This window comes from Psychroflexus longus (genome assembly GCF_020164595.1).
GTDB lineage: Bacteria > Bacteroidota > Bacteroidia > Flavobacteriales > Flavobacteriaceae > Psychroflexus > Psychroflexus longus.
The window spans coordinates 107536-130736 of record NZ_JAIQZE010000010.1 but is presented as its reverse complement, the minus strand read 5'-3'; the positions used below and the strand labels follow the sequence as shown (position 1 = coordinate 130736).

Sequence of the window (23201 nt, the reverse complement as noted above, 5' to 3'; positions counted from 1 at the left end):
GTGATAATTTTAAAAAAAATAAAAACTTTTTTAATGAACGAAAACTAATTAATTTCAGGAGGGCAAAACTACAACTTATCTGACATCCTCACAAGCAAAAATAAATAAACATTATCTCAACTCTATCATTGTGTTATCCTCTCAGTACCTCAATTAGCGGGGCGCAAAACTACAACTCTTTTCCTCCACAAACCAAACTTTTGCGAAGGTTTTTTTTAAAGGTTTTTGTGTGGCATCCTAACTTCCTCTAATACCACTATTTAAATAATTCAATATCTAGTGACATGTGAAATATTGATTAAAAAAACATAGGATTCAACTGTTCCTAGTTTAAAGTTTTAAATTGCAATATGAATTGGGATCTTATAATAATGTCGATAATGTATGCTTTCGCAGGAATCATGCATTTTATAAAACCTGATGCTTACATTAAAGTAATGCCAAGGTTTTTTAAAGCAAGAAAGTTTCTTGTTTTACTTTCAGGAGGAATTGAAATAGCACTTGGTATTGGATTGTTATTTCAAAAAACTAGAAGTATATCAGCAATCGGCATTATTTTAATGTTGCTCGTTTTTTTTACTGTACACTTTAATATGTTGCGAGGCGATAAATTTGCTGCGGGTGTTCCGAAGTGGATCTTAATTTTGAGAATACCAATTCAATTTATTTTAATCTGGTGGGCATACCTATATATATAGACTATGGAAAAAGAATTTACAGAAAGAGAATTAGACAGAATCATTGAAATGGCGTGGGAAGATAGAACTCCCTTCGAAGCTATTGAATTCCAGTTCGGTGTGACTGAGAGCGATGTTATAAAAATCATGCAGAAGGAAATGAAGCCTTCAAGCTTCAGAATGTGGAGAAAACGTGTTCAAGGACGAGCTACTAAACATAGGAAATTGAGGAAAAACTCAATGAAAAAATTCAAATCCTCTCGTCAAAAACAAATAACACATAACAAAATTTCTAAGCGATAAATTATCGCTTAGAAATTAAGAATAAATATCATTTAAAATTACAGCCAAACGTATTCCTGCTTTCTTCATTTGCAATTGAGAAACGCCAAACCAATCATACATATATCTATAACTTAAGTTTTCGTTTGCTTCGGCAGATTTATAAACTTCTCGTGTTAAATCTCTGTTTTGTTCAACCCAATCTAATAAAGTTCCAGTCTTAATAACTTTAATTTCCATTTTACTTAATTCTGGCAAACTGTCCGCAAGCTCAGTATAACTCATATTATAACTTTCGATCATTTTTGTATCCCAAACACTGTGAAGATTTGTAGGACTATAAAACCATTTGACTTTAAAATCATTTGCACCCTTATCTTCCTTAAGACCAAAATGAAGTGGCTGATGCATATCTCCAACCAAGTGAATCAACATTTTGAGATAAAATTGTTCTTTTTCTTTGCTTAGTTCTTCGTATTTCAAATTTCGAATACACTCTTCTATTCCGTATACAATGTCTCCTTTTGGATTTTTATCAGCTTCAGAATACGTTTGATCAAAAGGAATATTGGCATAATGCCAAGGCTTATATTTGTCATAAGCACTGTCACTCTTAATCTCATCCGCATAGGTGGAAGCATCTGCAATAGATTGTCCATTAAGAATTCTATTTATTTTTTTACTTACTTTTGATTTTAAATACTGCTCTGCAGTTTCACCGACTGTACGGTGACCATTTTGCCCCCAATCTTCTGAAGCTAATAATGTTTGAGAAAGTATAAGAAAAGCCAGCAAATATTTCATGTCTATTTTTTTTCAAATATAATTGGAATTGCTTTAAGTAAACGTAAAGGTTTTAGTTTATTCTCAATAAAAATATCCGATTTAATCTTACTAATTATTATAGACTTACAATCTAAACTCTTTAATTTGAGCAGTATTAAATTCAACCTTAAAGAAAATGATAAAGCTTATTTGCAGTGATATTGATGGAACTCTTCTCAACGCGAAACGAGAACTTTCTGAAAAAACCATTTTTGAAATTACGAAACTAAAAGATAAGCTACCTATTGTTCTTATTTCTTCAAGGATGCCTTCTGCAATGAATCATCTACAAGAGCAATTGAATATCACAAATAATCCAATTGTTGCATACAATGGAGGTTTGATCATAGCTGATAAAAAGATTAAACAAAGTACCGCAATTCCTTTTGAGCTTGTACATAAAATAATTAATCTTAATCAAGATCATCTTCATTTAAGTCTTTACAATAATAATGACTGGTTCGCTCCTCAATTGGATCACTGGGCTGAAAGAGAAACCAAAAATACTAAAGTTACTCCTACTATAAAGTCTAATAATGAAGTTTTGGAGGTATGGCAGACTAGTCATACTGGCGCTCACAAGATAATGTGTATGGGTAAAGCAGAGTTGATTACGAAATTTTACGATCTCATGTCTAAAAACTTCTCAGATGATATTCATTTATACAGATCAAAAGATACTTATATAGAGATTGCACCGAAACAGATTTCAAAACGCTCTGCTATTGAGTTTTTAATAAGAACAGAATTTTGTTTGAACATGTCTGAAGTGATGAGTTTTGGAGATAACTTTAATGACATTGAGATGCTTAAGGCATCTGGACTTGGGGTTGCAGTTGGAAATGCAAAAGAAGAGGTAAAACTTATTGCCGACAAAACCATTGAAAATGCAAAAGAAGATGGTGTTGCTAATTTTCTAAATGCTTATTTTAAAAGGGGGATAAGCTTTAAAAATTACTAATAATTTTTACTTTTACCCTCTAAATTTCTATGATGGATCAAAATCCGCTAATTACTAATGACGCAGCAGTATTGGGTATTTTAATGCTTTCTATCGCGTTGATTTTTTACACCTCTAGTCAAAAAACGGGCTTTTGGAATAAATTTTATAAGATTGTTCCTGCTCTTTTGATGTGTTATTTGATACCTGCTATTTTCAATTCTTTAAATATCATAAGCGACTCAACCTCTCAACTTTATTTTGTTGCCAGTAGGTATTTCCTTCCAGCCTCTCTGGTATTAATGACTTTGAGTATAGACTTAAAAGCTATAAAAAACTTAGGGTTTAAGGCTCTCATTATGTTTTTAACAGGAACCATTGGTATTGTGATCGGGGGTCCTATTGCGATTTTAATCATTTCGATTTTCTCCCCAGAAACTGTAGGAGGTGCGGGACCTGACGCTGTTTGGAGAGGACTTTCCACGCTTGCAGGAAGCTGGATAGGTGGAGGAGCGAATCAAGCAGCAATGCTAGAGATATTCAAATATAATCCTGAAAAATACGGTGGGATGGTCTTGGTTGATATCGTTGTTGCCAACCTCTGGCTAGCAATCATCTTACTCGGGATAGGTAGGTCAGAAAACATAGATAAATGGCTGAAAGCTGATAATTCTGCTATTGAAGAACTGAAGAAAAAAGTATCTCAATACACAAAAAGTGTCTCTAGAACTCCTGAACTTAAGGATTATATGATAATGCTTGGAATAGCATTTTTTGCTGTAGGCTTTTCTCATTGGGCTTCGGAACATATTTCAGAATTTTTACTTACAAACTTTGACGCTTTTAATGATAAAACGTCGGCTTTAGCTTCTTTTTCTTCTACATTTTTCTGGATGATAACGATTTCAACTGCTTTTGGTGTTGGGTTATCGTTTACTAAAGCAAAATCTTATGAAGGTACTGGTGCAAGCAAAATTGGGAGCATATTCATTTACTTTCTTGTTGCCACAATAGGCATGAAAATGGACTTGACCGCTGTGTTTGAAAACCCTGGATTGATTCTTATTGGATTGATCTGGATGAGTATTCACGCTGGATTGCTTATAATTGTCGCAAAAGTCATTAAGGCACCTTATTTCTTTTTGGCAGTAGGAAGCCAGGCTAATGTTGGTGGAGCAGCTTCTGCACCGGTAGTCGCTTCTGCATTTCATCCTTCACTTACAAGTGTTGGCGTATTATTAGCGGTATTCGGTTACGTTGTTGGTACCTATGCCGCTTTAGGTTGTACAATTCTAATGGAAATTTCATCAAATATTTAATAAAGCAATACATGAAACATTTTTTATCACTCGCTATCCTTGCAATCCTTTTTACTTCATGTCAGAAGGACAAAAACAACCTATTGATTACAGGCAATATTGTTGGTTTAAAAAAAGGAAAAATCTACCTACAAAAAATAAATGATTCAACTTTAGTGAATGTAGATTCCATACAAATTTCTGGGTCTTCAGAATTTACTTTCAATACTTATATTGAAGAACCACAGCTCATGTTTATAGAATTGGAACGATATAATGGTTCCAATTACCCAGAACTTATCAATTTTTTTGCTGAGCCTGGAGAAATTAGAATCACTACAACTTTGAAAAACTATGGAATGGATTTAGAGGTTATCTCAGAATTCAAAAATCAGAAGAAACTCGAAGAATACAATGAAATAGTAAAGCGATTTAATTCGCAGCGACTGGATTTAATTGAAGAAAATTTTGAAGCTAACAAGTCTCAAGATGAAAGCAGAATTGATAGTATAAACAGAAAATTCAATTCCATTCTGAAGCGTAAATATCTTTACACTGTCAACTTCGCCCTGAATAATAAAGATTTGGAAGTTTCGCCTTATGTCATCTTATCTGAGGCATTTGATGCCAATCTTAAATATCTGGATACTGTTTACAATTCCTTGGAAAAACCTGTGAAGAAATCATTGTATGGAAAACGATTGAAAGATCTCATCGAAGCAAGAAGGAAGAATGATAATGAGAGTATGAAAACTGAAGTTATCGAAGAACTACCCTAGTAAGGATTACAATAATTTAGATTTAAATAATTTAAATAAAAAAACCTCGTAGAAATCACTACGAGGTTAATAAGAAAAGAATTTAACTTTCAACCTAGAAGGTCAAGAAATTAAATCTTGAATAAGGAATTAGAAGTTATTGAGTCTTTTTATAAACTCATCAGCTTTAGTGTTGATTGATTCTTTTACAGATTTTAAATGCTTACCTCTGTCTTCAATATCTTTTTTGTTGATTTGCTCAACAAATTGATCAAATTCTGATATGACATCGTCTACAAGTTCTTCAGTTTTCTCTTTAAAGTCTTCTGAACTTGCCTCTTGGTTGATTAATGCTCCGTCGATGATTTCACCGAAACGGTCATTAAGGTCTTTTTTTAGTTGCTTCTTACTAGCCATTTTATAAAAATTAATTTCTGCAAAAGTAAACTAATTTAAAAAACTAAATGCTGATTTCTAAAAGTTTGGTGCCTGCTGATTTTATTTCTAAAGTATCAATACAAGCTGGAATAAGAATTGTTTCTTTTGAAAGGATTGAATAGTGAATATTTTTATGACTAATTGTAGCTGAGCTGTGGCCTACGTTCATGAAAATTATAAAAGAATCAACTTTTGAATAATCAAGGTTTAAATCCTTATTGATTTCCAAAAATTTAGTTTTAAAATAGGGTGTGTCTGCTAAAGGAACTTTGGTATTCAGCACAGAATCATATCGTATTCTATAATCTGATGTATTATCAAAATCAATAGCTTCAAGCGCAAGATCTGTATGTAGTTCTCTAGTATTTCCTTCTTCATCAACTCTATTCCAATCATATATACGATAAGTAATATCTGAGGTCTGTTGGATTTCTGCAAGCAATACTCCTGCTCCAATGGCATGAACCAAACCAGGCTTTATAAAAAAGGCATCTCCCTCTTTTACGCTGATTGAATTCAGGGAGTTTTCAATTTTTCCTGAGTTTATTAAATCCTTAAGTTTTTTGGCTGAAAGATTATCTTTGAAGTCTAATATTAATTTAGCATTATTTTCAGATTCTATGATGTACCACATCTCGGTTTTACCGAAACTGTTGTGACGTTTTTTAGCAAGTTGATCGTCAGGATGCAATTGGACCGAAAGATTATCTCTAGCTTCAATAAATTTTATTAAAATTGGAAATTGAGCATTGAATCTTTCGTAAACAGATTTGCCAAGTAATTGGTCTTTAAATTCGATGATTAAATCTTCAAGTACTTCGCCTTTTAAGCTACCATTTTCAACAATGGAAATTTCATCCTTAACACCGCTTATTTCCCAACTTTCACCTATTTTCTTATCCCCTAAGTTTTGATTGGTTTTGGAATGAAATCTGTGACCTCCCCAAATTTTTTCTTTTAGAATAGGTGTGAATTTTAAGGGATATAACACTAATCTATTTTTTTAACCGCATTCAATGCTTTTTTCATGTGTTTTGAAGCATCTAGGCTATTGAATTTAAAAATCACTTTGCCCTCACCGTCGATGACAAATGTTTCTCTACCAGGAACCAATCCAAGCAGACTTTTCTTTATGCCAAATTTCTTTCTCACTTTACCATTGGAGTCTGAAAGTAAAATAAAAGGAAGATTGTGTTTTTTTGCAAATTTTGAATGGGACTTTTCTGAGTCATTGCTTATACCAATTACTTCTGCTCCAGCTTCTTTAAAATCTTCGTAACTATCTCTGAAGTTACATGCCTCTTTTGTGCAACCAGGAGTAAAATCTTTTGGATAGAAATAAATCACAACAGGTTTTTTACCAATAATTTCATTTGAATCAAAATCATTTCCGTTTTGATCCTTAAGTTCAAAATGTGGTATTTTTTCTCCTTTTTCTAATGACATCTTACTCTCCTTTATAAGTTACAAAATTTCGAGGTGTTTCATAAAGTGTAATTTCTAACTCATGCCCCTCTTTCAATTTTGGTTTCAGTTTGTTCCAAATGACTACTGCTATATTTTCTGCAGTTGGATTTAAGTTCTCAAATTCCTGAACTTGTTCATTTAAATTTTTATGGTCAAATGCATCCTCAACTTCAGATTTGATTAAATCCTTCAAAATTTTAACATCTATAACGTATCCGGTTTCTGGATCAATTTCACCAGTTACAGAAGCTATAAGCTCGTAATTATGACCATGATACTGTGGGTTATTACATTTACCGAAGATTTCTTCATTCTTCTCAAAGGTCCAATCTTTCCTGTATAATCTATGCGCAGCATTAAAATGAGCTTTGCGGTGTACTGTAACTTTCATACGCTTATGTTGATTATTTTATCATTTCATTTTTATGCTTCGCAAAAATAATTTTGAACCACTCAGTATAATTACCTGGATTTTTTTTTATATCTATTTCAATGTCTTCAAGTTTCATCCATTTCCAAGCATTGACCTCATCGGGATTAGGTTGTGGTTCATCATTGTATTCACCGACAAGTATATAATCATATTCGTGCTCGGTTAAACCGTTTTCGAATGGAGCTTTATAAATAAAGGATATTGTTTCTTGGAGATCCGTGCTAAAACCCATTTCTTCTTGAAGTCGTCTTTTCCCAGCCTCTATATTAGTTTCATTTATTTTTTGGTGACTACAACATGTGTTTGTCCATAAACCTGGTGTGTGGTATTTTGACAAAGCTCTTTGTTGAAGCATTAATTCATTTTTGGAATTATATATAAATACTGAAAATGCACGATGAAGCTTAGCTTTTTCGTGTGCCTCAATTTTTTCCATGGTACCTAGTGGCTTATCATTTTCATCCACCAGGATTACGTAATTTGAAGTATTATCTGTCATAAAACCAAAAATACAAAATAACTTGAATCTGGGTACAAATAAGAAAAGCACCTTGATTCAAAAGGTGCTATTTATGATTTATTTAGTAATTAAACTTTATATTCTAAAATCGACTTTTGCCCCGAAGACCAACAACAAAAGCACCTTCCACTCCTTTATTCCTTAATTCCATCTTGTAAGCGTCAGCTTCTTTCCTTGTTGAAAAAACTGAAGAAAAATATCGTTTGTAACCATCACTATAAACATGGCTGAAAACGTTTTCTACATTATCGAATTCTACGTTGGAATTCTTACCAAAAGCTCCTATTTGAACTGTATAAATTTCTTCATTGGAATTTTCAAAATCATAGTAAGAAGATTTTTTAAGACTATCTATTTTTTTATTTTCTGAAGCTAAAATTTCATTACGAATATCTTTAGGGGTTTCGTTATCGTTTAGTATTATAAATTCCGATCTTCTGTTAAGGGCATGCTCTTCTTCTGAGCAATCAATACCGTTAGAACAGTTATTAACAAGCTCGGTTTCTCCATAACCCCTTCCTGAAATTCTGTCCCTACTTATTCCTGCTTTTTCAATAATGTAATCTTGTGTTGCGGTAGCACGCTTATCGGATAAGATTTGGTTATAGGCATCTCCAGCTCTACTATCAGTATGTGACCTTACATCTATTCGCATTTCAGGATAAGACTTTAAAACTGCTACAATTTTTTGTAATTCAACCTCAGCATCTTGACGAATCTGGAATTTATCAATGTCAAAATAAATAGGGTCTAATTGCAATAACTGACTCAAATCATCACCCTTATCAGCTTTAGTAATGCCAAGTTCATCTCCTGCTTCAGCATTGAAATCAAGTGAGTTCTCGGTTCTAAAATCAGAATTTGTACTTACTAATTCTTCAATTGTGGCAAATCCATCTTTAGAAACTCTCACTACATAGCGGGTATCACAATCGACTTCAAATTGATAGAAGCCTTCGGAATCTGTAGTAGTTGTTTTTAATAAATTTAAATCTTCATCAAAGAGTTCAACTTTAGCATCTGCAAGAGCGTCTTCTCCATCTGTTGTAAAGATTTTACCGTTAAGCAACTGAGAACAAGCGGTCATAAGCTTTTGAAGTTGAGTGACTGAATAAAGATTATCGTTAGAATCGCCTTCTCCCCTATTGGTAGCAAAAAATCCTTTTTTAAGTCTTGAGTTAATTATAAAGCTGAAATCATCTTTGTTGCTATTAATAGGCCTCCCTAAATTGAAAACGTCACCTAATTCTCCGTTATTTTTTATAACAGCAACAAAAACATCCAATCCACCTAATCCTAGATGGCCATCCGATGAAAAGTAAAGCAAATTATCTCTACTTATAAATGGAAAACTTTCCCGACCTTCGGTATTGATCAGGTCGCCTAAATTTTCAGGCTCGCTGTAAGTATTATTTCCTAAAATATTGACTCTAAAAATATCTGACATTCCTCGAGTACCCTGCATGTCTGAGGAAAAGTACAATGTTTGATCATCATTGCTTAGAGAGGGATGAGCAACAGAATAATTATCACTGTTGAAAGGAAGCTCCTGAGGCTTAGTCCACTCATTTTCTGAGTTTAAATTTGATTTAAATAATTTCAAATAACTAACACCGTCTTCACCACGATTCAATTTATTTCCTGAAAAATTATTTCTTGTGAAGTAAACTGTTTTTCCATCGCTTGTAAATACAGCAGAGGACTCATGAAATTTAGAATTTAAAGTTTCTGAAAAGTTAACAGGTTCTGATTCTAAATCTAAAGAATCGGATATGTCAACGCTATATAAATTTAGATAAGGTTGATTATTCCATTCATGCACGCGTTTTACTGAGGAAGAAACTGGTCTGTTTGATGCGAACACTAATTTTGCATCTCCATAAAAAGAAGGAGAGAATTCGGAATATTCAGAATTAATGGGAAGTGAAGTGATACTGAACCTTCCTGATTGCATATCAATAAGTTCCAAATAATTCCGTTCTCTTTTCAATTTTGAAACTCTACTATCTGAATCGTTTAATGCATCAAACTCAAGCATTATTTGGTCGGATTTATCGTATTCTTTAACGCTTTTGAGCGATTGTGCGTATCTGAATAAGTATTCTTTAGGTTGATTTGGATTTAATTGATACAATTTTTCATACCACTCCAATGCGCTCTCCTGATCGTTATTGAAATAATAAGAGTCCCCTAGCTTCTTAAAAAGGTTTTCAGATTCGTAACCGCTTTTAGCTACCTCAAGATATATTTTTTGAGCATCGATGAAAGCATAACCTTCAAACATCTTATCAGCTTCTTTAAGTTTATCAACTTGAGAATAAGTTGCACTCCCAACAAAAAATGCAGCAATAAGAATAAAATATTTATAGTTAAATTTCATAATTAAAAAAATCTTGGGGTGTACATCCTTTTATACTTTTTGAAAAGCTCGAACCTCGCGAAAAATTCAAGCGATCCATCATTGTAGCTTGAAAATGTTGACGTATCTCTATCATAGGCTAAACCTAACAATATAGAATCACTGACTTGAAAAGCAAAAAGTCCTGAGAATGCTGAGTTCAACCTATAAGCAACGCCAGCTGTAAATTTATCATTTATTAAGAAGTTTGAAGACAATTCAGCCAACAAAGGAGATCCACTTACATGTCTCATCAAAATTGATGGTTTAAATTTTAGTGAAGGACTGATATCAAAAACTAATCCAGCTGTTAAGTAATAATGTAAGCGATCTCTTACAGTTGCATCGGCAGTATTACTATCAGAAAATCGATCTGTTCTTAATAAGGCAGGAACGCTAAGACCAACAAAATATTGATCATTATAAAGTAATGCTCCCAGACCTACTTGTGGTGAAAATTTATTTTCAATATTATTTAAAAATTCAGGATCTGTGTTGTCAAATCTGTTTAAATCATTATAGTCAACATTCAACATATTGACACCAGCATTTATACCAAATGAAAGTTTAGTATATCTTGAAACTTCGATTGCATAGCTGTAAACTGCATTGATATCAGTTTCTTGCATAACACCAATCTTATCATTTACCATATTAAAGCCCAACCCCATTTGTCCATCTTTTATGGGTGAATGCGCAGATAAAGTTTGGGAGGTTGGTGCACCGTCAAACCCAAGCCATTGGGACCTGTGTAAAACACTTGCGCTTAACACATCTCTTGATCCAGCGTAAGCTGGATTTATACTCATGGTATTATACATGTATTGAGTAAAGTTTGGATCTTGTTGCGCATGGACTTTAAGACCTAATAAAAGGAAAAAAACTGCTAGGCTTGTATATATAAATTGACTTTTAGTCATCATTCATTATTAATTTAAATGTAAATATCCGTTTCTCCTTAAAGGTTCACCCAGTCTATTCACATAATTAAGAATGTAGAAATAGGTGCCGGTTGGAAGTCTTTTATCTTTCTGTATTGTGACATTCCCGTCACTAAAACCGTTGAATTTCACTTCTCCATTGTCATAACCTTCGGCATCATATACCTTCACTCCTTGCCTATTGAATATTTGAACTGAATTTTCTGGATAATTCTCGATTCCTTTTATTCTGAAAAATTCATTTAATTGATTTCCTTCAGAGCCAACCGCATTAAATATTTCAATGTCATCAATAAAAAAACCATCATTACCAGAATTGATAATTTCACCAGCAAGGACTAAGGTCGCTGTTGGATCGGTTCCTTCTGTTTGAGAAACATTTGTTGGGAAATCAATATCATCAGTGTCAATTTTTGAAATAGTTTCACCGGCTATAACTTCTATAGACCAGTTACCATCAATATTAGTCTCAACCTCAAATTCATCTCCGTTCACATCGGTTATCATAATACTTACGTTAGGAATACCCTCTTCATCATCATCTTGGGTTTCATTAGCGTTATCATCATAATAAAGACGACCTGTCAAGGTACCTGTAGTTTCTTCAACAAAAAATCCGTCCGGAACTTCATTAATATTTGAATCTGATGCTACAAATGTGGTCGTAGGATTGGTGCCTTGAGTTTGAATGGCATCTATTGGAAAGTTAGAGCCACTTTCATCTATGGTTGATGTTGTTTGTCCAATTTTGACTAAAGTTGACCATTGACCGTTTTCATTGGTTGTAACAATTGTGATTTCACCGTCAGATTCTAGAATTTCAATCTCAATACCTTCTATACCAATTTCATTATTGTCTTGAGTTCCGTCACCATTAAGATCCTCATAAACAATACCGCTTAAAGTTCCAGTTTGATTTGAAGTGAAAAAACCGTCTGGTTCTTCAGAAATATCTTCACCAGCGTTGACTTGCGTGAGGGTTGGATTTGTTCCTTGGGTTTGTGTTGCTCCTACTGGAAAATCTGGGTCTTCCTCATCAATCGTAGATATCACTTCACCTTCAGCAACAGTAGTCGACCAATCACCATTAGCATCTGTAACTATATTTTGAGAAACTCCGTCACCATCAACAATTTGAATTGAAACATTCGGCATATTAGGTTCATCGTTGTTTTGAATACTGTCATTATTATTATCAAAATAAAGGTGACCCGAAAGTGTTCCAGTTACATCAGGGTTCTGCACAAAATAACCATCATTATCAGATAATGTTACGGCATCTGCAATTACAAATGTCAACGAAGGATCTGTTCCCTCAGTTTGTACAGCACCAGATGGAAAATCTGGATCTTGCTGATCTATATTAGAAAATGTGTTTCCTGCCGGAACCTCTATGGACCAGTCACCATTTACATCTGTTGAGATCAAAGTAACAACGCCAAAAACATCTATAATTTCTATATCTACGTCAGGCATATCTGGCTCTCCAACGTCTTGTATTCCGTTACCATTATCGTCAAAATAAAGGTGACCTGTAAGGATTCCGTTTAAATTCGAATCTTGGACAAAAAAACCATCATCTTCAGAAAATGTTGTATTTCCAACAGTTACGAAGGTTGTAGTAGGATCTGTACCCTGAGTCTGTGTAGCTCCTTGCGGGAAATCTGGATCCTGTTGATTTATATCTGAAATAGTGTTTCCAGCAGGCACCTGGATTGACCAGTTTCCATTTGCGTCTGTAATTACTGAATCTGTATCTCCAAAAGAATCTGTTATTACAATTTCAATGTTTCCTAAATCAGGTTCACCAGGATCCTGATTTCCATTTCCATTGGTATCTATATAAAGATGACCTGAAAGCGTGCCTAATAAATTAGGATCATTATTGAAAAAACCATCATTATCGGATAATACTGTATCATCAGCAAGTACAAAAGTTGTTGTTGGGTCTGTTCCTTCAGTCTGAACTGCACCTACTGGGAAATCTGGATCATCTTGATTTATATCTGATATTGTATTTCCAGCTGGAACTTCAATAGACCAATCTCCATTGGCATCTGTTGTAAGAACCGTAACATTACCAAAGGCATCGGTGATCTCAACCTCTATATCTGGCATGTCTGGTTCACCAATTTCCTGGCTCCCATTTCCATTGGTATCGAAGTATAAATGCCCCAGTAAAGTCCCTAACAAATTTGGATCTGGATTAAAGAATCCATCGATATCTGAAACAGTTATCTCATCTGCAATAACTAGAGTTAAAGAAGGATCAGTTCCTTGAGTTTGTGTTGCTCCAGTCGGAAAATCTGGATCTTGTTGATCTATATTAGAAAAAGTATTACCAGCTGGAACTTCTATTGACCAATCCCCATTAATATCTGTTTCTAAAAGTGAGACGTCTCCAAAGACGTCGATAATTTCAACATCTACGTTAGGCATATCTGGTTCACCAACATCCTGAATTCCATTCCCATTGTCATCAAAATAAAGGTGACCTTCCAGTATTCCAAATAAATTTGGATCTGGAACAAAAAAACCATCATTATCAGATAGTGTAGTTTCATCGACAGGGACAAACGTTGTTGTTGGATCTGTACCTTCAGTCTGAACAGCCCCCTGAGGGAAATCTGGATCATTCTGAAGAATGTCTGAAGTTGTATTCCCAGATGGAACCAGAATTGACCAGTCTCCATTAGCATCTGTCTGCAAAACTGTAATTTCTCCAAAAACATCTGTGATTTGAACATCTATATTTGGCAAATCTGGTTCTCCAACATCCTGAGTTCCGTTTCCATTAGTATCTATATATAAATGTCCGAGAAGTGTTCCCTCTAATTCTGGATCTACCTCAAACCACCCATCATTATCAGATAAAATATTTTCACCAGCAATAACTTGTGTTAAAGAAGGATCAGTACCTTCAGTTTGAGTAGCTCCTTGAGGAAAATCTGGATCTTGTTGTATAATATTAGAAAATGTATTTCCAGCTGGGACTTCAATTTCCCAATCACCATTGACATCTGATTCTAATAAAGTTACGTCACCAAAAGAATCTATAATTTCAACATCAACATCTGGCATATCTGGTTCTCCAACATCCTGAATTCCATTACCATTCTCATCAAAGTACAGGTGACCTCTCAGAATTCCAGAACCTAAAAAACCATCAAACTCTTCATAGGTTTCACCATTTAAAACATCAGTTGAAGTTGGGTTATCTCCTTCAGTTTGTGAAGATCCAATAGGAAAATCAGGATCTGCTTCATCAATGAGAGAAACGGTTGTTCCCACTGGAACTCTAGCACTCCATGATCCATCTCCACCTGTAGTTAAACTTATAGTATCTCCCAGAGAGGTTGAAATTTCCACTAAAACGTTAGCAATTCCTTGTTCTCCAGGATCTTGGTCACTGCTACCATTATCGTCAAAATATAAAATTCCTGAAAGAATTCCTGATTCAAAAAAACCATCGTTCTCCGTAAAAGTCACCTCCCCATTAGGAATTTCATGATTTGATGGATTATCACCTTCAGTCTGGAAAGCTCCAGTAGGAAAATCAGCATCGCCCACTTCAACATTTACTTGAACCGGACCAAATAAAACTGTCGCTAACCAATCCCCATTAACATCTGTAGATATAATTTGTGAATTTCCATATTGATCTGTAATAAGCACATCCACATCTGGCATATCCAGCTCCAAAGAATCCTGAACACCATTTCCATTGGTGTCAAAATATAAATGACCGGTAGCATCCCCTTGGAAAGCGTAACCTTTGGTTTCTGCCTGAACTGTTTCATCTGTAATTACCAATACGTTACTTGGGTCTGTGCCTTCAGTTTGTAAGAACCCTGGCTGTAAGCTAGATAAATCAGTTATAATATTAGCGTTTCCTTCTACAACTTGTGTTGACCAAATTCCATCTGAGTTGGTCAAAGTCGTCTGTCCAGTTCCATTTGAATTCACGATTATAACTCGAACGCCTTCAATTCCAAGCTCTCCATTATCTTGAACCCCATTACCATTAAGATCTGCATAAATAAACCCCTCAACTGTACCCGAGGCATTGAGTACTTGCATGAGTTCCTGAAATGGATTAGGCAGATATGATTTTTCTTCTTGTGCACTCACAATAAAACCTTGAAAAATCAATACAGAAAAGAATATAAGGGATGAAATAGTTATTCTCATGTAGTAGATAGTTTAACACAAATATATATTAAAGATATTAAAGTATTTTGATTTTTTTAAGCAAAAATCATCAATAAATAGGTGAATATGATTGATTTCAGACTATAAAAATTTAAATTTGCAGCATGAAAATAAACAAGGAAATCAATCGCCGAAGAACATTTGGTATTGTCTCTCATCCCGATGCTGGAAAAACGACTTTAACGGAAAAACTACTCCTCTTTGGAGGCGCTATACAGGAAGCGGGTGCTGTAAAGTCCAATAAAATAAAGAAAACTGCTACGAGTGACTTTATGGAAATTGAACGCCAAAGAGGAATTTCGGTAGCCACTTCTGTTTTAGGATTTGAATATAAAAACATAAAAATCAATATTCTTGATACTCCTGGTCACAAGGATTTTGCAGAGGATACATTTAGAACATTAACCGCTGTAGACAGTGTTATCGTTGTGATCGATGTTGCCAAAGGGGTTGAGGAGCAAACGGAAAAACTTGTCAAAGTTTGCCGAATGCGTAACATTCCTATTATTGTATTCATCAATAAGATGGATAGAGAAGGTAAAGATGCCTTTGAACTCCTGGACGAAATAGAGCAAAAACTTGGGCTTCATGTGACGCCATTAAGTTTTCCTATCGGAATGGGTTATGACTTTAAAGGCATTTATAACATCTGGGAGAAAAATGTCAACCTCTTCACAGGTGATCCAAAAAAAGATATCGAAGAAACCGTGAAGGTGAGCGACTTATCTACAGGCGAAATTGATGAACTTATAGGCACAGATTCTGCTGACACACTAAGAGAAGAACTTGAGCTTGCTCAAGGTGTGTATCCAGAATTTGACATAGATCAATACAAAAGAGGAGAATTACAGCCTGTATTTTTTGGTTCAGCTTTAAATAATTTTGGGGTGCGTGAATTGCTGGATTGCTTTATTCAAATCGCTCCACCTCCAAGACCAAAACAAAGTGACATCCGTGAAATTAAGCCTGAAGAAGATAAGTTCACTGGCTTTGTCTTTAAAATTCACGCTAATATGGATCCTCGCCATAGGGACAGACTTGCTTTCGTGAAGGTCGTGTCTGGAAAGTTTGAACGCAACAAACCCTATCTGCATGTGAGAAGTAATAAGAATTTGAAGTTCTCTAGCCCTAATGCCTTTTTTGCAGAACGAAAAGAAATTGTAGATGAGATGTTTCCAGGCGACATCGTTGGACTTCACGATACTGGTACTTTTAAAATTGGAGATACCCTTACCGAAGGAGAAATACTTCAATACAAAGGCATTCCAAACTTCTCACCAGAGCATTTTAGATATATCAATAATGCCGACCCGATGAAATCCAAGCAACTTAATAAGGGCATTGAGCAATTGATGGATGAAGGCGTGGCACAGTTATTCACCTTAGAACTAAACAACAGAAAAATTATAGGTACAGTAGGGGCACTACAATACGAAGTGATTCAATACAGATTAGAACACGAGTATGGTGCCAAATGTTCTTACGAAAACATCAATGTTCACAAAGCTTGTTGGATAGAACCCAAAGATCCTAAAAGTGAAGAGTTCAAAGAATTCAAACGGGTAAAGTCGAAATTTTTGGCTAAGGATAAGTCTGACCAATTAGTATTTCTAGCCGATTCTGAATTTTCTCTACAGATGACTCAGCAAAAATATCCTAACATTAGGTTTCACTTTACCTCAGAATTTTAATTTTTTTGGAGCCGGGAACCTGCTTTCCACTTCAAGTCCTCCCCTTCCCCAAAGCTTTGGGGATTTGGGGTGTGGGCTTTTCAATACAATCAGGGCTAAGACAACCTTCACTTAAGAGGTCAGGTTTCTTTTTTCTTCATCAAAAAATACATAAGCTGAGGCATAGTAGGCTAAAATGCCAAGCATAGGTAAAATCCAAATTATGGATATGAATATAACTTTATCCATCAATTTCTTCTGAACTACAAGTATGTGAAAGGATGAGATAATGTTTAATCCAAATAAGGACATAAGAAAAATATGAATCAGGGGTTCTGGTAGTAGTATGTCCATAAGCTTTATTGATTTAAAGATTTATAAAATTATCAATAATTGCTAAATATACACAATAAATGCTATATAATTTAAATAGCAGCTATTAATTTTTATTTATTGCTTTAATTATTTTATAAATGCTTTTTCGAATTTAGATAAGGTTTTATGCTTTAACCACGGTTTTTACCATAATAAAAAAAGCTCCTGGTTTCTCAGGAGCTTTTTTTCTATTTTTATTAATCTTGGCTTAATCAATGTATCCCATCTCCCGCATCCAATCGTCATTAAACATCTTTCCAACATAGCGACTGCCATGGTCGTGGAACAGCACGACTACCACATCGTCTTTTTTAAAATGCTCTTTTAGTTGTAGTAAGCCTTTCACCGCTGCTCCGGCTGAGTTTCCTAAAAACATACCCTCTTCTTTGGCTAGTTTTTGAGTATAAACTGCAGCATCTTTATCGGTGACCTTGGTAAAACCATCAATCCCATCAAATCTTACATTTAGTGGCAATATGTCTTCACCAATCCCTTCGGTGACATAAGGATAGATTTCATCTTCATCAAACTCTCTGGTTTCATGGTATTTTTTAAAAACCGATCCGTAGGTATCGATTCCCCAAACTTTAATATCGGGATTTTTCATTTTCAAATAGCTACTCACTCCAGAGATGGTTCCACCTGTACCTACCCCTACCACAAAATGAGTGATTTTACCATCGGTTTGTTCCCAGATTTCAGGACCCGTCGTTTTAAAATGTGCTTTACAGTTGGATGGATTATCATACTGATTCACATACCAGGAATTAGGAGTTTCTTTAGCCAATCTGGCAGACGTAGAGTAGTAAGACCTTGGATCGTCTGGAGCCACATCGGTTGGACAAACATGTACTTCACAACCTACAGCTCTAAGAATATCCATTTTCTCTTTACTTTGCTTATCACTCAAGACACAAACCACTTTGTAGCCTTTCACGATTGCAACCAAAGCCAATCCCATACCTGTATTTCCAGAAGTTCCTTCAATGATAGTTCCTCCAGGTTTTAGCGCTCCGCAGGCCTCAGCATCTTCAATCATTTGCAAAGCCATCCGGTCTTTGACAGAATTTCCTGGGTTGAAGGTCTCGTACTTAGCCAGAACTAAGGCGTCTATCTCTTCAACTATTTTATTCATTTTTACCATTGGTGTTTTACCAATAGTTCCAATGATATTTTCAGCGTAATCCATAGTTTCAATTTAATGGCGCAAAGATAAAAAAGTAAAAGTCAAATACTATGTTATTAAGTTTAGACTAATTCCAATCTTACTTATTCAAACTTCATGGCTTTCACTGGAGAAATTTTAGTAATGATAACCGATGGAACCAATAACATCAACACACACAATAAAAGTGTACCAATATTTATTACAAATATATAGTCTAAGCTTAAATAAATTGGGGCTTCAGAGACATAATAAGTTTCTGGATTTAAAGGAATGACTTTGAGGTACTTCTGTATGAGCAAAAGTGAAATACCGATGAGGTTCCCCCAAAACAAACCTTTGAAAATCAAAAATCCCGCATTGTAAAGAAATATTTTTCGAATGGACCAATCTGAAGACCCCAAGGATTTTAAGATGCCTATCATTTGCGTACGTTCCAAAATCAACACCAGTAAAGCCGTAATCATATTAATACCTGCTACCAAAATCATTATTCCGATAATCAATATGATATTGAAATCAAACATCTTGAGCCATTCAAAAATAGAAGGGTATAATTCAATAATGGTGCTGGCATTCAAAAACGAATCCACTTCTTCGTAGACCTTATAACCAACGTCCTGAATTTCTGTAAAGTCTTCAACAAACAATTCAAACTGACCAATCTGGTCTTTTTCCCAGTTATTTAATCTCTGGATCTGTCTCAAATCGGTGATGATGTAGGTTTCATCAAATTCCTTAAAGCCAGAATCAAAAATTCCTGAAATCGTCAATCCTACCGATCTCGGTAAACGGTCCTGATCTTCTCTTATAAAGTAAACAATGAGCTTATCCCCCACATCAAAGCCCAACCGATTGGCGTGGTAGTTTGAGATCAACGCCTCTCGGCTTATGTCCTCATCAAAGATGGGAAGTTGACCTTTGGTTAGATATTCCTTCAGGTATTTCCAGCGGTAGTTCTCTCCTACTCCTTTTACCACGATACCTTCAAAATCGGTCTCCGTTCTGATGATGCCGTATTTGGTCGCTACTTTTTGAATGTGTTCTATTTCTGGAACCGCGGTAAATTCTGGATAAAAATCCTGCTTGGTGGTTATGGGATTTTGGGTGATCGTCGACTGGTTGTTGGAAAAGTTGTTGATCACAATGTGCCCGTTGAAGGCGGCAATCTTTTCTCTTATCTTATTTTGAAGACCCAAACCTGTGCTAATCGCTACAAACATCATTATGATTCCAATCGCTATCGCAGAGATCGCGATTTTAATTATCGGAGCCGATATGTTACTTTTATGATCGGTTTTGGTGACTAGCCGTTTAGAAACAAAATATTCAAAATTCAAGTTGACTTATGATTTTAAAGTGGTTCAAAAATACAGTTTATTTTATTCTTTTGGCATGTATTTCTTGTACAGCGCAAGATGATGAAACTAATTCATTTAGCAGCCTTGGTGTTGCTGCCAATCGAACAGAAACCTATCTCAGTTTGCTTGAGAATAAAAATGTTGGAATTGTAGGTAACCAAACCTCGGTGATCTTTACTTCTGAAACGGATTACGTTCATTTGGTAGATTCACTTTTGAGTCGAGATATCGAGGTCCAAAAAGTATTTGCACCCGAACACGGTTTCCGCGGCACTGCTGATGCAGGTGAACTCATCAAAGATGGACTAGATGCCAAAACGGGAATTCCTATTATTTCCCTTTACGGATCCCAAAAAAAACCAAGTCTTAAAGATTTGGAAGGTATAGACATCATGGTGTTTGATATACAAGATGTAGGTGCTCGTTTCTACACTTACATTTCAAGTCTGCATTACATTATGGAAGCTTGTGCTGAGCAAAATATTCCACTCTTGGTCTTGGATCGACCAAATCCCAACGGTCATTATATCGACGGACCTGTTTTGGAGGATGAGTTTAAAAGTTTTGTAGGAATGCATCCAGTTCCTGTGGTTCATGGATTAACCATTGCTGAATATGCAAAAATGATAAATGGTGAAGGCTGGCTAGCCAATGGAATACAGTGTGATTTAGTGATCATTAGCATGAGGGACTACTCCTTGCAATTGAGCTATGACTTACCTATTAAACCCTCGCCTAACCTGCCCAATGCGAAGTCTATCAATTTATATCCAAGTCTGTGCTTTTTTGAAGGCACCAATGTGAATGCCGGACGAGGAACATCGATGCAGTTTCAGGTGTTTGGATCGCCATTTTTAGACGCTTCCATTTTTGATTTTGAATTCACACCTACTTCCTCAGAAGGGGCTAAATATCCTAAACATGAGAACGAGCTTTGCTACGGCAGGAACCTTCAAAATCAGAGCGATCTCGACCATTTAAATTTAGACTGGTTACTTCAGGCCTATCGTCACACCCAGGACCAAGCATTATTTTTCAACGATTTTTTCAATAAACTGGCTGGAAATGCAAGCTTGCAGGAGCAAATTCAACAGGGAACAACCGCCCAGGAAATTAGAAAAAACTGGGAATCTGATCTAAAGTCTTATAAGAAAAAGATCAATCCCTATTTGTTATATATTCGATAATTTCGGTGAAGTGGTTGACTGACAATTTAAAATTAAGAATTAAAAATTTTGAATTGGTTTTTAAATCAGACAACCTACTACCCGACTCAAAAACTCAATGACTCACTAACTACTCCAACAACTCCCCATTCAACTGCACCTGGTACTGAATATCCACGGTGGCGTCCAACATTTTAGATACTGAGCAGTACTTTTCGAAAGACAATTGCGCCGCTCGCTTCGCCTTGTTTGCCGGAATATCACCCTCTAATTTTACGAGTAATTTGATCGTGTGAAAGACCTTAGGATCGGTATCCTGACGTAAGCCCTCCACTTCTACATCTAAATTTTTAATCTCCAGATTTTGCTTTTTAAGAATATGTACAATATCGATGCTGCTACAACCTGCTGTTCCCATTAATATCAATTCCATAGGACTCGGGGCCTTGGGGTCGGGTGCTGTAGAATTGTAAAGCTCAATTTTATGGCCTAACGCATTTTCTGCTTCAAAATGCACATCGCTGTTGTGTTTCTTATGGAGACTGATTTTCATGATTCTGTATTTTTATACAAAGCAAAGGAATCTGAAGTATAAATCTGCTAAAAATAACTTAATACAATTTAGAATGACTCAAATTTATTATGTTTGCACTGAGGAAGGATTTGACTGATTGCAACCTCTTTTTAAAATGCTAAAGCAGTGCTCTTTGAGATTATAGTCTTTTCAAATCCTTCCTTGCGACTATAACTTTAAACTTATTTTTATGTCCTATTTATTTACTTCAGAAAGTGTTTCTGAAGGACACCCCGATAAAATCGCTGACCAAATCAGTGATGCTTTACTCGATTCTTTTTTAGCATTTGACGAAACTTCTAAAGTGGCTTGTGAAACCTTAGTCACTACCGGACAGGTCGTTCTGGCAGGTGAAGTAAGAAGCAATACTTACTTAGACGTTCAGCAAATTGCCAGAGACGTTATAAACGATATAGGTTATACTAAAGGAGCTTATCAATTTTCTGGAGATTCCTGTGGTGTAATTTCTTTGATTCACGAGCAATCTCAGGATATTTACCAGGGTGTGGACAAAGCTTCCAAAGAAGAACAAGGCGCTGGAGACCAGGGAATGATGTTTGGTTATGCGACCAACGAAACCAAAAACTACATGCCCCTGGCTTTGGACATTTCACATAAACTCCTTATTGAGCTAGCCAAGCTTCGCAGAGAAAACGACGACATAACTTATTTACGACCAGATGCAAAGGCTCAAGTCACTATTGAGTACTCCGACGATAATGTACCCCAGCGCATAGATACAATTGTAGTCTCCACTCAGCATGACGATTTTGATAAAGATGAGACCATGCTTCAAAAAATCGCCGATGACATCAAATCCATCTTGATTCCAAGAGTAAAAGCTTTGTTTGATGAGCAGACTCAAGCTTTGTTTGATGAAAATATCACTTACCACATCAACCCCACAGGGAAATTTGTCATTGGTGGACCTCACGGTGATGCTGGACTTACGGGTAGAAAAATCATAGTAGACACCTATGGTGGTAAAGGTGCTCATGGCGGTGGTGCTTTTTCTGGAAAAGATCCTAGTAAAGTAGATAGATCTGCCGCTTATGCAGCCAGACACGTCGCCAAAAACATGGTAGCTGCTGGTATTGCCGATGAAGTTTTGGTCCAGGTGTCCTATGCTATTGGGGTAAGCGAACCTACGTCCATTTTGGTGAACACCACCAATAAACACATCGACATGAGCGATGGAGACATCGCCAGAAAAATCAGACAGATTTTTGATATGCGCCCAGGAATGATCGAGGAACGCTTAAAATTAAGAAACCCTATCTACAGAGAAACTGCCGCTTATGGCCACATGGGAAAAGAACCTCGCTTAGAAACTAAAATCTACCGTTCAGATTACTCAGGAGAAGTTAGACACGAAGTCGAACTATTCACATGGGAAAAATTGGATTATGTGGATCAACTGAAAGAAGCTTTCGATTTGTAATACCCTACAAATCATTAAACCATTTCAGATATCTCTAATTAAAGCTTTCAATTATAAGAAAGCATAATTATAATTCCGACATAACTTTTGTTTTAAGTTCGAGCGGAGTCGAGAACCCATTCATCTCAACGGAGTTTATACTGAAGTAGTGAAGTGCTCGATGTTAAACACTAGTACCTAGCAACACTTAGCTCAATACTAAAGCTGGCTTCAGCTCAACGTCCAGGCTTGTCAACTTGTCCCAAAGCACGGGACAAGTT

The 23201-nt window shown here is 35.6% G+C and carries 21 protein-coding genes; 8 read left to right on the top strand and 13 right to left on the bottom strand.

All coding sequences use genetic code 11. The features are described from left to right. Positions 1-350: 350 nt before the first annotated feature. Entirely contained in the window at positions 351-698 is a 348-nt protein-coding gene (locus LB452_RS10105; protein WP_224461620.1) for a DoxX family protein, read from the top strand. A gap of 3 nt (positions 699-701) precedes the next feature. Continuing rightward, entirely contained in the window at positions 702-980 is a 279-nt protein-coding gene (locus LB452_RS10100) for a TIGR03643 family protein (RefSeq protein WP_224461619.1), read from the top strand. 15 nt (positions 981-995) lie between these two features. On the opposite strand, the gene LB452_RS10095 is transcribed toward LB452_RS10100, so the two are convergent. Then, positions 996-1763: a S1/P1 nuclease gene (locus tag LB452_RS10095; RefSeq protein WP_224461618.1), complete on the bottom strand. Its 768-nt coding sequence runs from the start codon at positions 1761-1763 to the stop codon at positions 996-998. Between the two features lie 157 nt (positions 1764-1920). On the opposite strand from LB452_RS10095, the gene LB452_RS10090 reads away from it, so the two are divergent. From LB452_RS10090 to LB452_RS10080, 3 genes are read left to right on the top strand one after another with little or no spacing between them, the layout of a single operon-like run. Then, positions 1921-2745, top strand: coding sequence for an HAD family hydrolase (locus LB452_RS10090; RefSeq protein WP_224461617.1), 825 nt, complete (start codon positions 1921-1923; stop codon positions 2743-2745). Positions 2746-2777: 32 nt separating this feature from the next. Then, positions 2778-4043, top strand: coding sequence for a DUF819 family protein (locus tag LB452_RS10085; protein WP_224461623.1), 1266 nt, complete (start codon positions 2778-2780; stop codon positions 4041-4043). A gap of 11 nt (positions 4044-4054) precedes the next feature. Further along, positions 4055-4801, top strand: coding sequence for a DUF4369 domain-containing protein (locus LB452_RS10080; RefSeq protein ID WP_224461616.1), 747 nt, complete (start codon positions 4055-4057; stop codon positions 4799-4801). A gap of 129 nt (positions 4802-4930) precedes the next feature. On the opposite strand, the gene LB452_RS10075 is transcribed toward LB452_RS10080, so the two are convergent. The 8 genes from LB452_RS10075 to LB452_RS10035 all read right to left on the bottom strand — a co-directional run bounded on the left by LB452_RS10075 (position 4931) and on the right by LB452_RS10035 (position 15168). Next, positions 4931-5197 (bottom strand): hypothetical protein, encoded by a 267-nt coding sequence (locus LB452_RS10075; RefSeq protein WP_224461615.1) that lies wholly within the window; start codon positions 5195-5197, stop codon positions 4931-4933. 43 nt (positions 5198-5240) lie between these two features. After that, complete coding sequence (locus tag LB452_RS10070; RefSeq protein ID WP_224461614.1) at positions 5241-6209, bottom strand: type I phosphomannose isomerase catalytic subunit; 969 nt, start codon at positions 6207-6209, stop codon at positions 5241-5243. Continuing rightward, complete coding sequence (locus LB452_RS10065; protein ID WP_224461613.1) at positions 6209-6664, bottom strand: peroxiredoxin; 456 nt, start codon at positions 6662-6664, stop codon at positions 6209-6211. The genes LB452_RS10070 and LB452_RS10065 overlap by 1 nt, the downstream gene beginning before the upstream one ends. Position 6665: 1 nt before the next feature. Further along, positions 6666-7076, bottom strand: a complete 411-nt coding sequence (locus tag LB452_RS10060) for a 6-pyruvoyl trahydropterin synthase family protein (protein ID WP_224461612.1) — start codon at positions 7074-7076, stop codon at positions 6666-6668. 13 nt (positions 7077-7089) lie between these two features. Further along, entirely contained in the window at positions 7090-7617 is a 528-nt protein-coding gene (gene idi, locus LB452_RS10055) for an isopentenyl-diphosphate Delta-isomerase (protein ID WP_224461611.1), read from the bottom strand. 103 nt (positions 7618-7720) lie between these two features. Then, a complete protein-coding gene (locus LB452_RS13585; RefSeq protein ID WP_322966302.1) occupies positions 7721-10018 on the bottom strand; it encodes an OmpA family protein in 2298 nt (765 codons plus the stop codon). Positions 10019-10020: 2 nt separating this feature from the next. Continuing rightward, a complete protein-coding gene (locus tag LB452_RS10040; RefSeq protein ID WP_407692606.1) occupies positions 10021-10956 on the bottom strand; it encodes a PorP/SprF family type IX secretion system membrane protein in 936 nt (311 codons plus the stop codon). 9 nt (positions 10957-10965) lie between these two features. Then, positions 10966-15168, bottom strand: a complete 4203-nt coding sequence (locus LB452_RS10035; RefSeq protein WP_224461609.1) for an SdrD B-like domain-containing protein — start codon at positions 15166-15168, stop codon at positions 10966-10968. Positions 15169-15293: 125 nt separating this feature from the next. Between LB452_RS10035 and LB452_RS10030 the strand changes: the two genes are divergently transcribed. Next, positions 15294-16880, top strand: a complete 1587-nt coding sequence (locus LB452_RS10030; RefSeq protein ID WP_224461608.1) for a peptide chain release factor 3 — start codon at positions 15294-15296, stop codon at positions 16878-16880. A gap of 111 nt (positions 16881-16991) precedes the next feature. Here LB452_RS10030 and LB452_RS10025 read toward each other — a convergent pair whose 3' ends face one another. The 3 genes from LB452_RS10025 to LB452_RS10015 all read right to left on the bottom strand — a co-directional run bounded on the left by LB452_RS10025 (position 16992) and on the right by LB452_RS10015 (position 19739). Beyond that, entirely contained in the window at positions 16992-17213 is a 222-nt protein-coding gene (locus LB452_RS10025; protein ID WP_224461607.1) for a hypothetical protein, read from the bottom strand. A 229-nt stretch (positions 17214-17442) separates the two neighbouring features. After that, on the bottom strand, positions 17443-18423 hold the full coding sequence (locus LB452_RS10020; protein WP_224461606.1) for a PLP-dependent cysteine synthase family protein: 981 nt from the start codon (positions 18421-18423) through the stop codon (positions 17443-17445). An 80-nt stretch (positions 18424-18503) separates the two neighbouring features. Further along, a complete protein-coding gene (locus LB452_RS10015; protein ID WP_224461605.1) occupies positions 18504-19739 on the bottom strand; it encodes an ABC transporter permease in 1236 nt (411 codons plus the stop codon). 8 nt (positions 19740-19747) lie between these two features. Here LB452_RS10015 and LB452_RS10010 point away from each other — a divergent pair, with 8 nt between their 5' ends. Continuing rightward, on the top strand, positions 19748-20947 hold the full coding sequence (locus LB452_RS10010; protein WP_224461604.1) for an exo-beta-N-acetylmuramidase NamZ family protein: 1200 nt from the start codon (positions 19748-19750) through the stop codon (positions 20945-20947). 109 nt (positions 20948-21056) lie between these two features. On the opposite strand, the gene LB452_RS10005 is transcribed toward LB452_RS10010, so the two are convergent. Then, positions 21057-21479, bottom strand: coding sequence for an OsmC family protein (locus LB452_RS10005; protein WP_224461603.1), 423 nt, complete (start codon positions 21477-21479; stop codon positions 21057-21059). 211 nt (positions 21480-21690) lie between these two features. Between LB452_RS10005 and metK the strand changes: the two genes are divergently transcribed. Continuing rightward, positions 21691-22941 carry a methionine adenosyltransferase gene (gene metK, locus LB452_RS10000; RefSeq protein WP_224461602.1) on the top strand — a complete coding sequence of 417 codons (1251 nt, stop codon included), beginning with the start codon at positions 21691-21693 and terminating at the stop codon, positions 22939-22941. The last annotated feature ends 260 nt before the right edge of the window (positions 22942-23201 follow it).

Coding starts and splice junctions, on each gene's coding strand:
- LB452_RS10095 (WP_224461618.1), bottom strand. CDS start 1,763: ATGAAATATTTGCTGGCTTTTCTTATACTTTCTCAAACATTATTAGCT.
- LB452_RS10030 (WP_224461608.1), top strand. CDS start 15,294: ATGAAAATAAACAAGGAAATCAATCGCCGAAGAACATTTGGTATTGTC.
- idi (WP_224461611.1), bottom strand. CDS start 7,617: ATGACAGATAATACTTCAAATTACGTAATCCTGGTGGATGAAAATGAT.
- metK (WP_224461602.1), top strand. CDS start 21,691: ATGTCCTATTTATTTACTTCAGAAAGTGTTTCTGAAGGACACCCCGAT.
- LB452_RS10025 (WP_224461607.1), bottom strand. CDS start 17,213: ATGGACATACTACTACCAGAACCCCTGATTCATATTTTTCTTATGTCC.
- LB452_RS10005 (WP_224461603.1), bottom strand. CDS start 21,479: ATGAAAATCAGTCTCCATAAGAAACACAACAGCGATGTGCATTTTGAA.
- LB452_RS10065 (WP_224461613.1), bottom strand. CDS start 6,664: ATGTCATTAGAAAAAGGAGAAAAAATACCACATTTTGAACTTAAGGAT.
- LB452_RS10080 (WP_224461616.1), top strand. CDS start 4,055: ATGAAACATTTTTTATCACTCGCTATCCTTGCAATCCTTTTTACTTCA.
- LB452_RS10035 (WP_224461609.1), bottom strand. CDS start 15,168: ATGAGAATAACTATTTCATCCCTTATATTCTTTTCTGTATTGATTTTT.
- LB452_RS13585 (WP_322966302.1), bottom strand. CDS start 10,018: ATGAAATTTAACTATAAATATTTTATTCTTATTGCTGCATTTTTTGTT.
- LB452_RS10040 (WP_407692606.1), bottom strand. CDS start 10,956: ATGACTAAAAGTCAATTTATATATACAAGCCTAGCAGTTTTTTTCCTT.
- LB452_RS10085 (WP_224461623.1), top strand. CDS start 2,778: ATGGATCAAAATCCGCTAATTACTAATGACGCAGCAGTATTGGGTATT.
- LB452_RS10100 (WP_224461619.1), top strand. CDS start 702: ATGGAAAAAGAATTTACAGAAAGAGAATTAGACAGAATCATTGAAATG.
- LB452_RS10090 (WP_224461617.1), top strand. CDS start 1,921: ATGATAAAGCTTATTTGCAGTGATATTGATGGAACTCTTCTCAACGCG.
- LB452_RS10105 (WP_224461620.1), top strand. CDS start 351: ATGAATTGGGATCTTATAATAATGTCGATAATGTATGCTTTCGCAGGA.
- LB452_RS10020 (WP_224461606.1), bottom strand. CDS start 18,423: ATGGATTACGCTGAAAATATCATTGGAACTATTGGTAAAACACCAATG.
- LB452_RS10075 (WP_224461615.1), bottom strand. CDS start 5,197: ATGGCTAGTAAGAAGCAACTAAAAAAAGACCTTAATGACCGTTTCGGT.
- LB452_RS10060 (WP_224461612.1), bottom strand. CDS start 7,076: ATGAAAGTTACAGTACACCGCAAAGCTCATTTTAATGCTGCGCATAGA.
- LB452_RS10010 (WP_224461604.1), top strand. CDS start 19,748: ATGATTTTAAAGTGGTTCAAAAATACAGTTTATTTTATTCTTTTGGCA.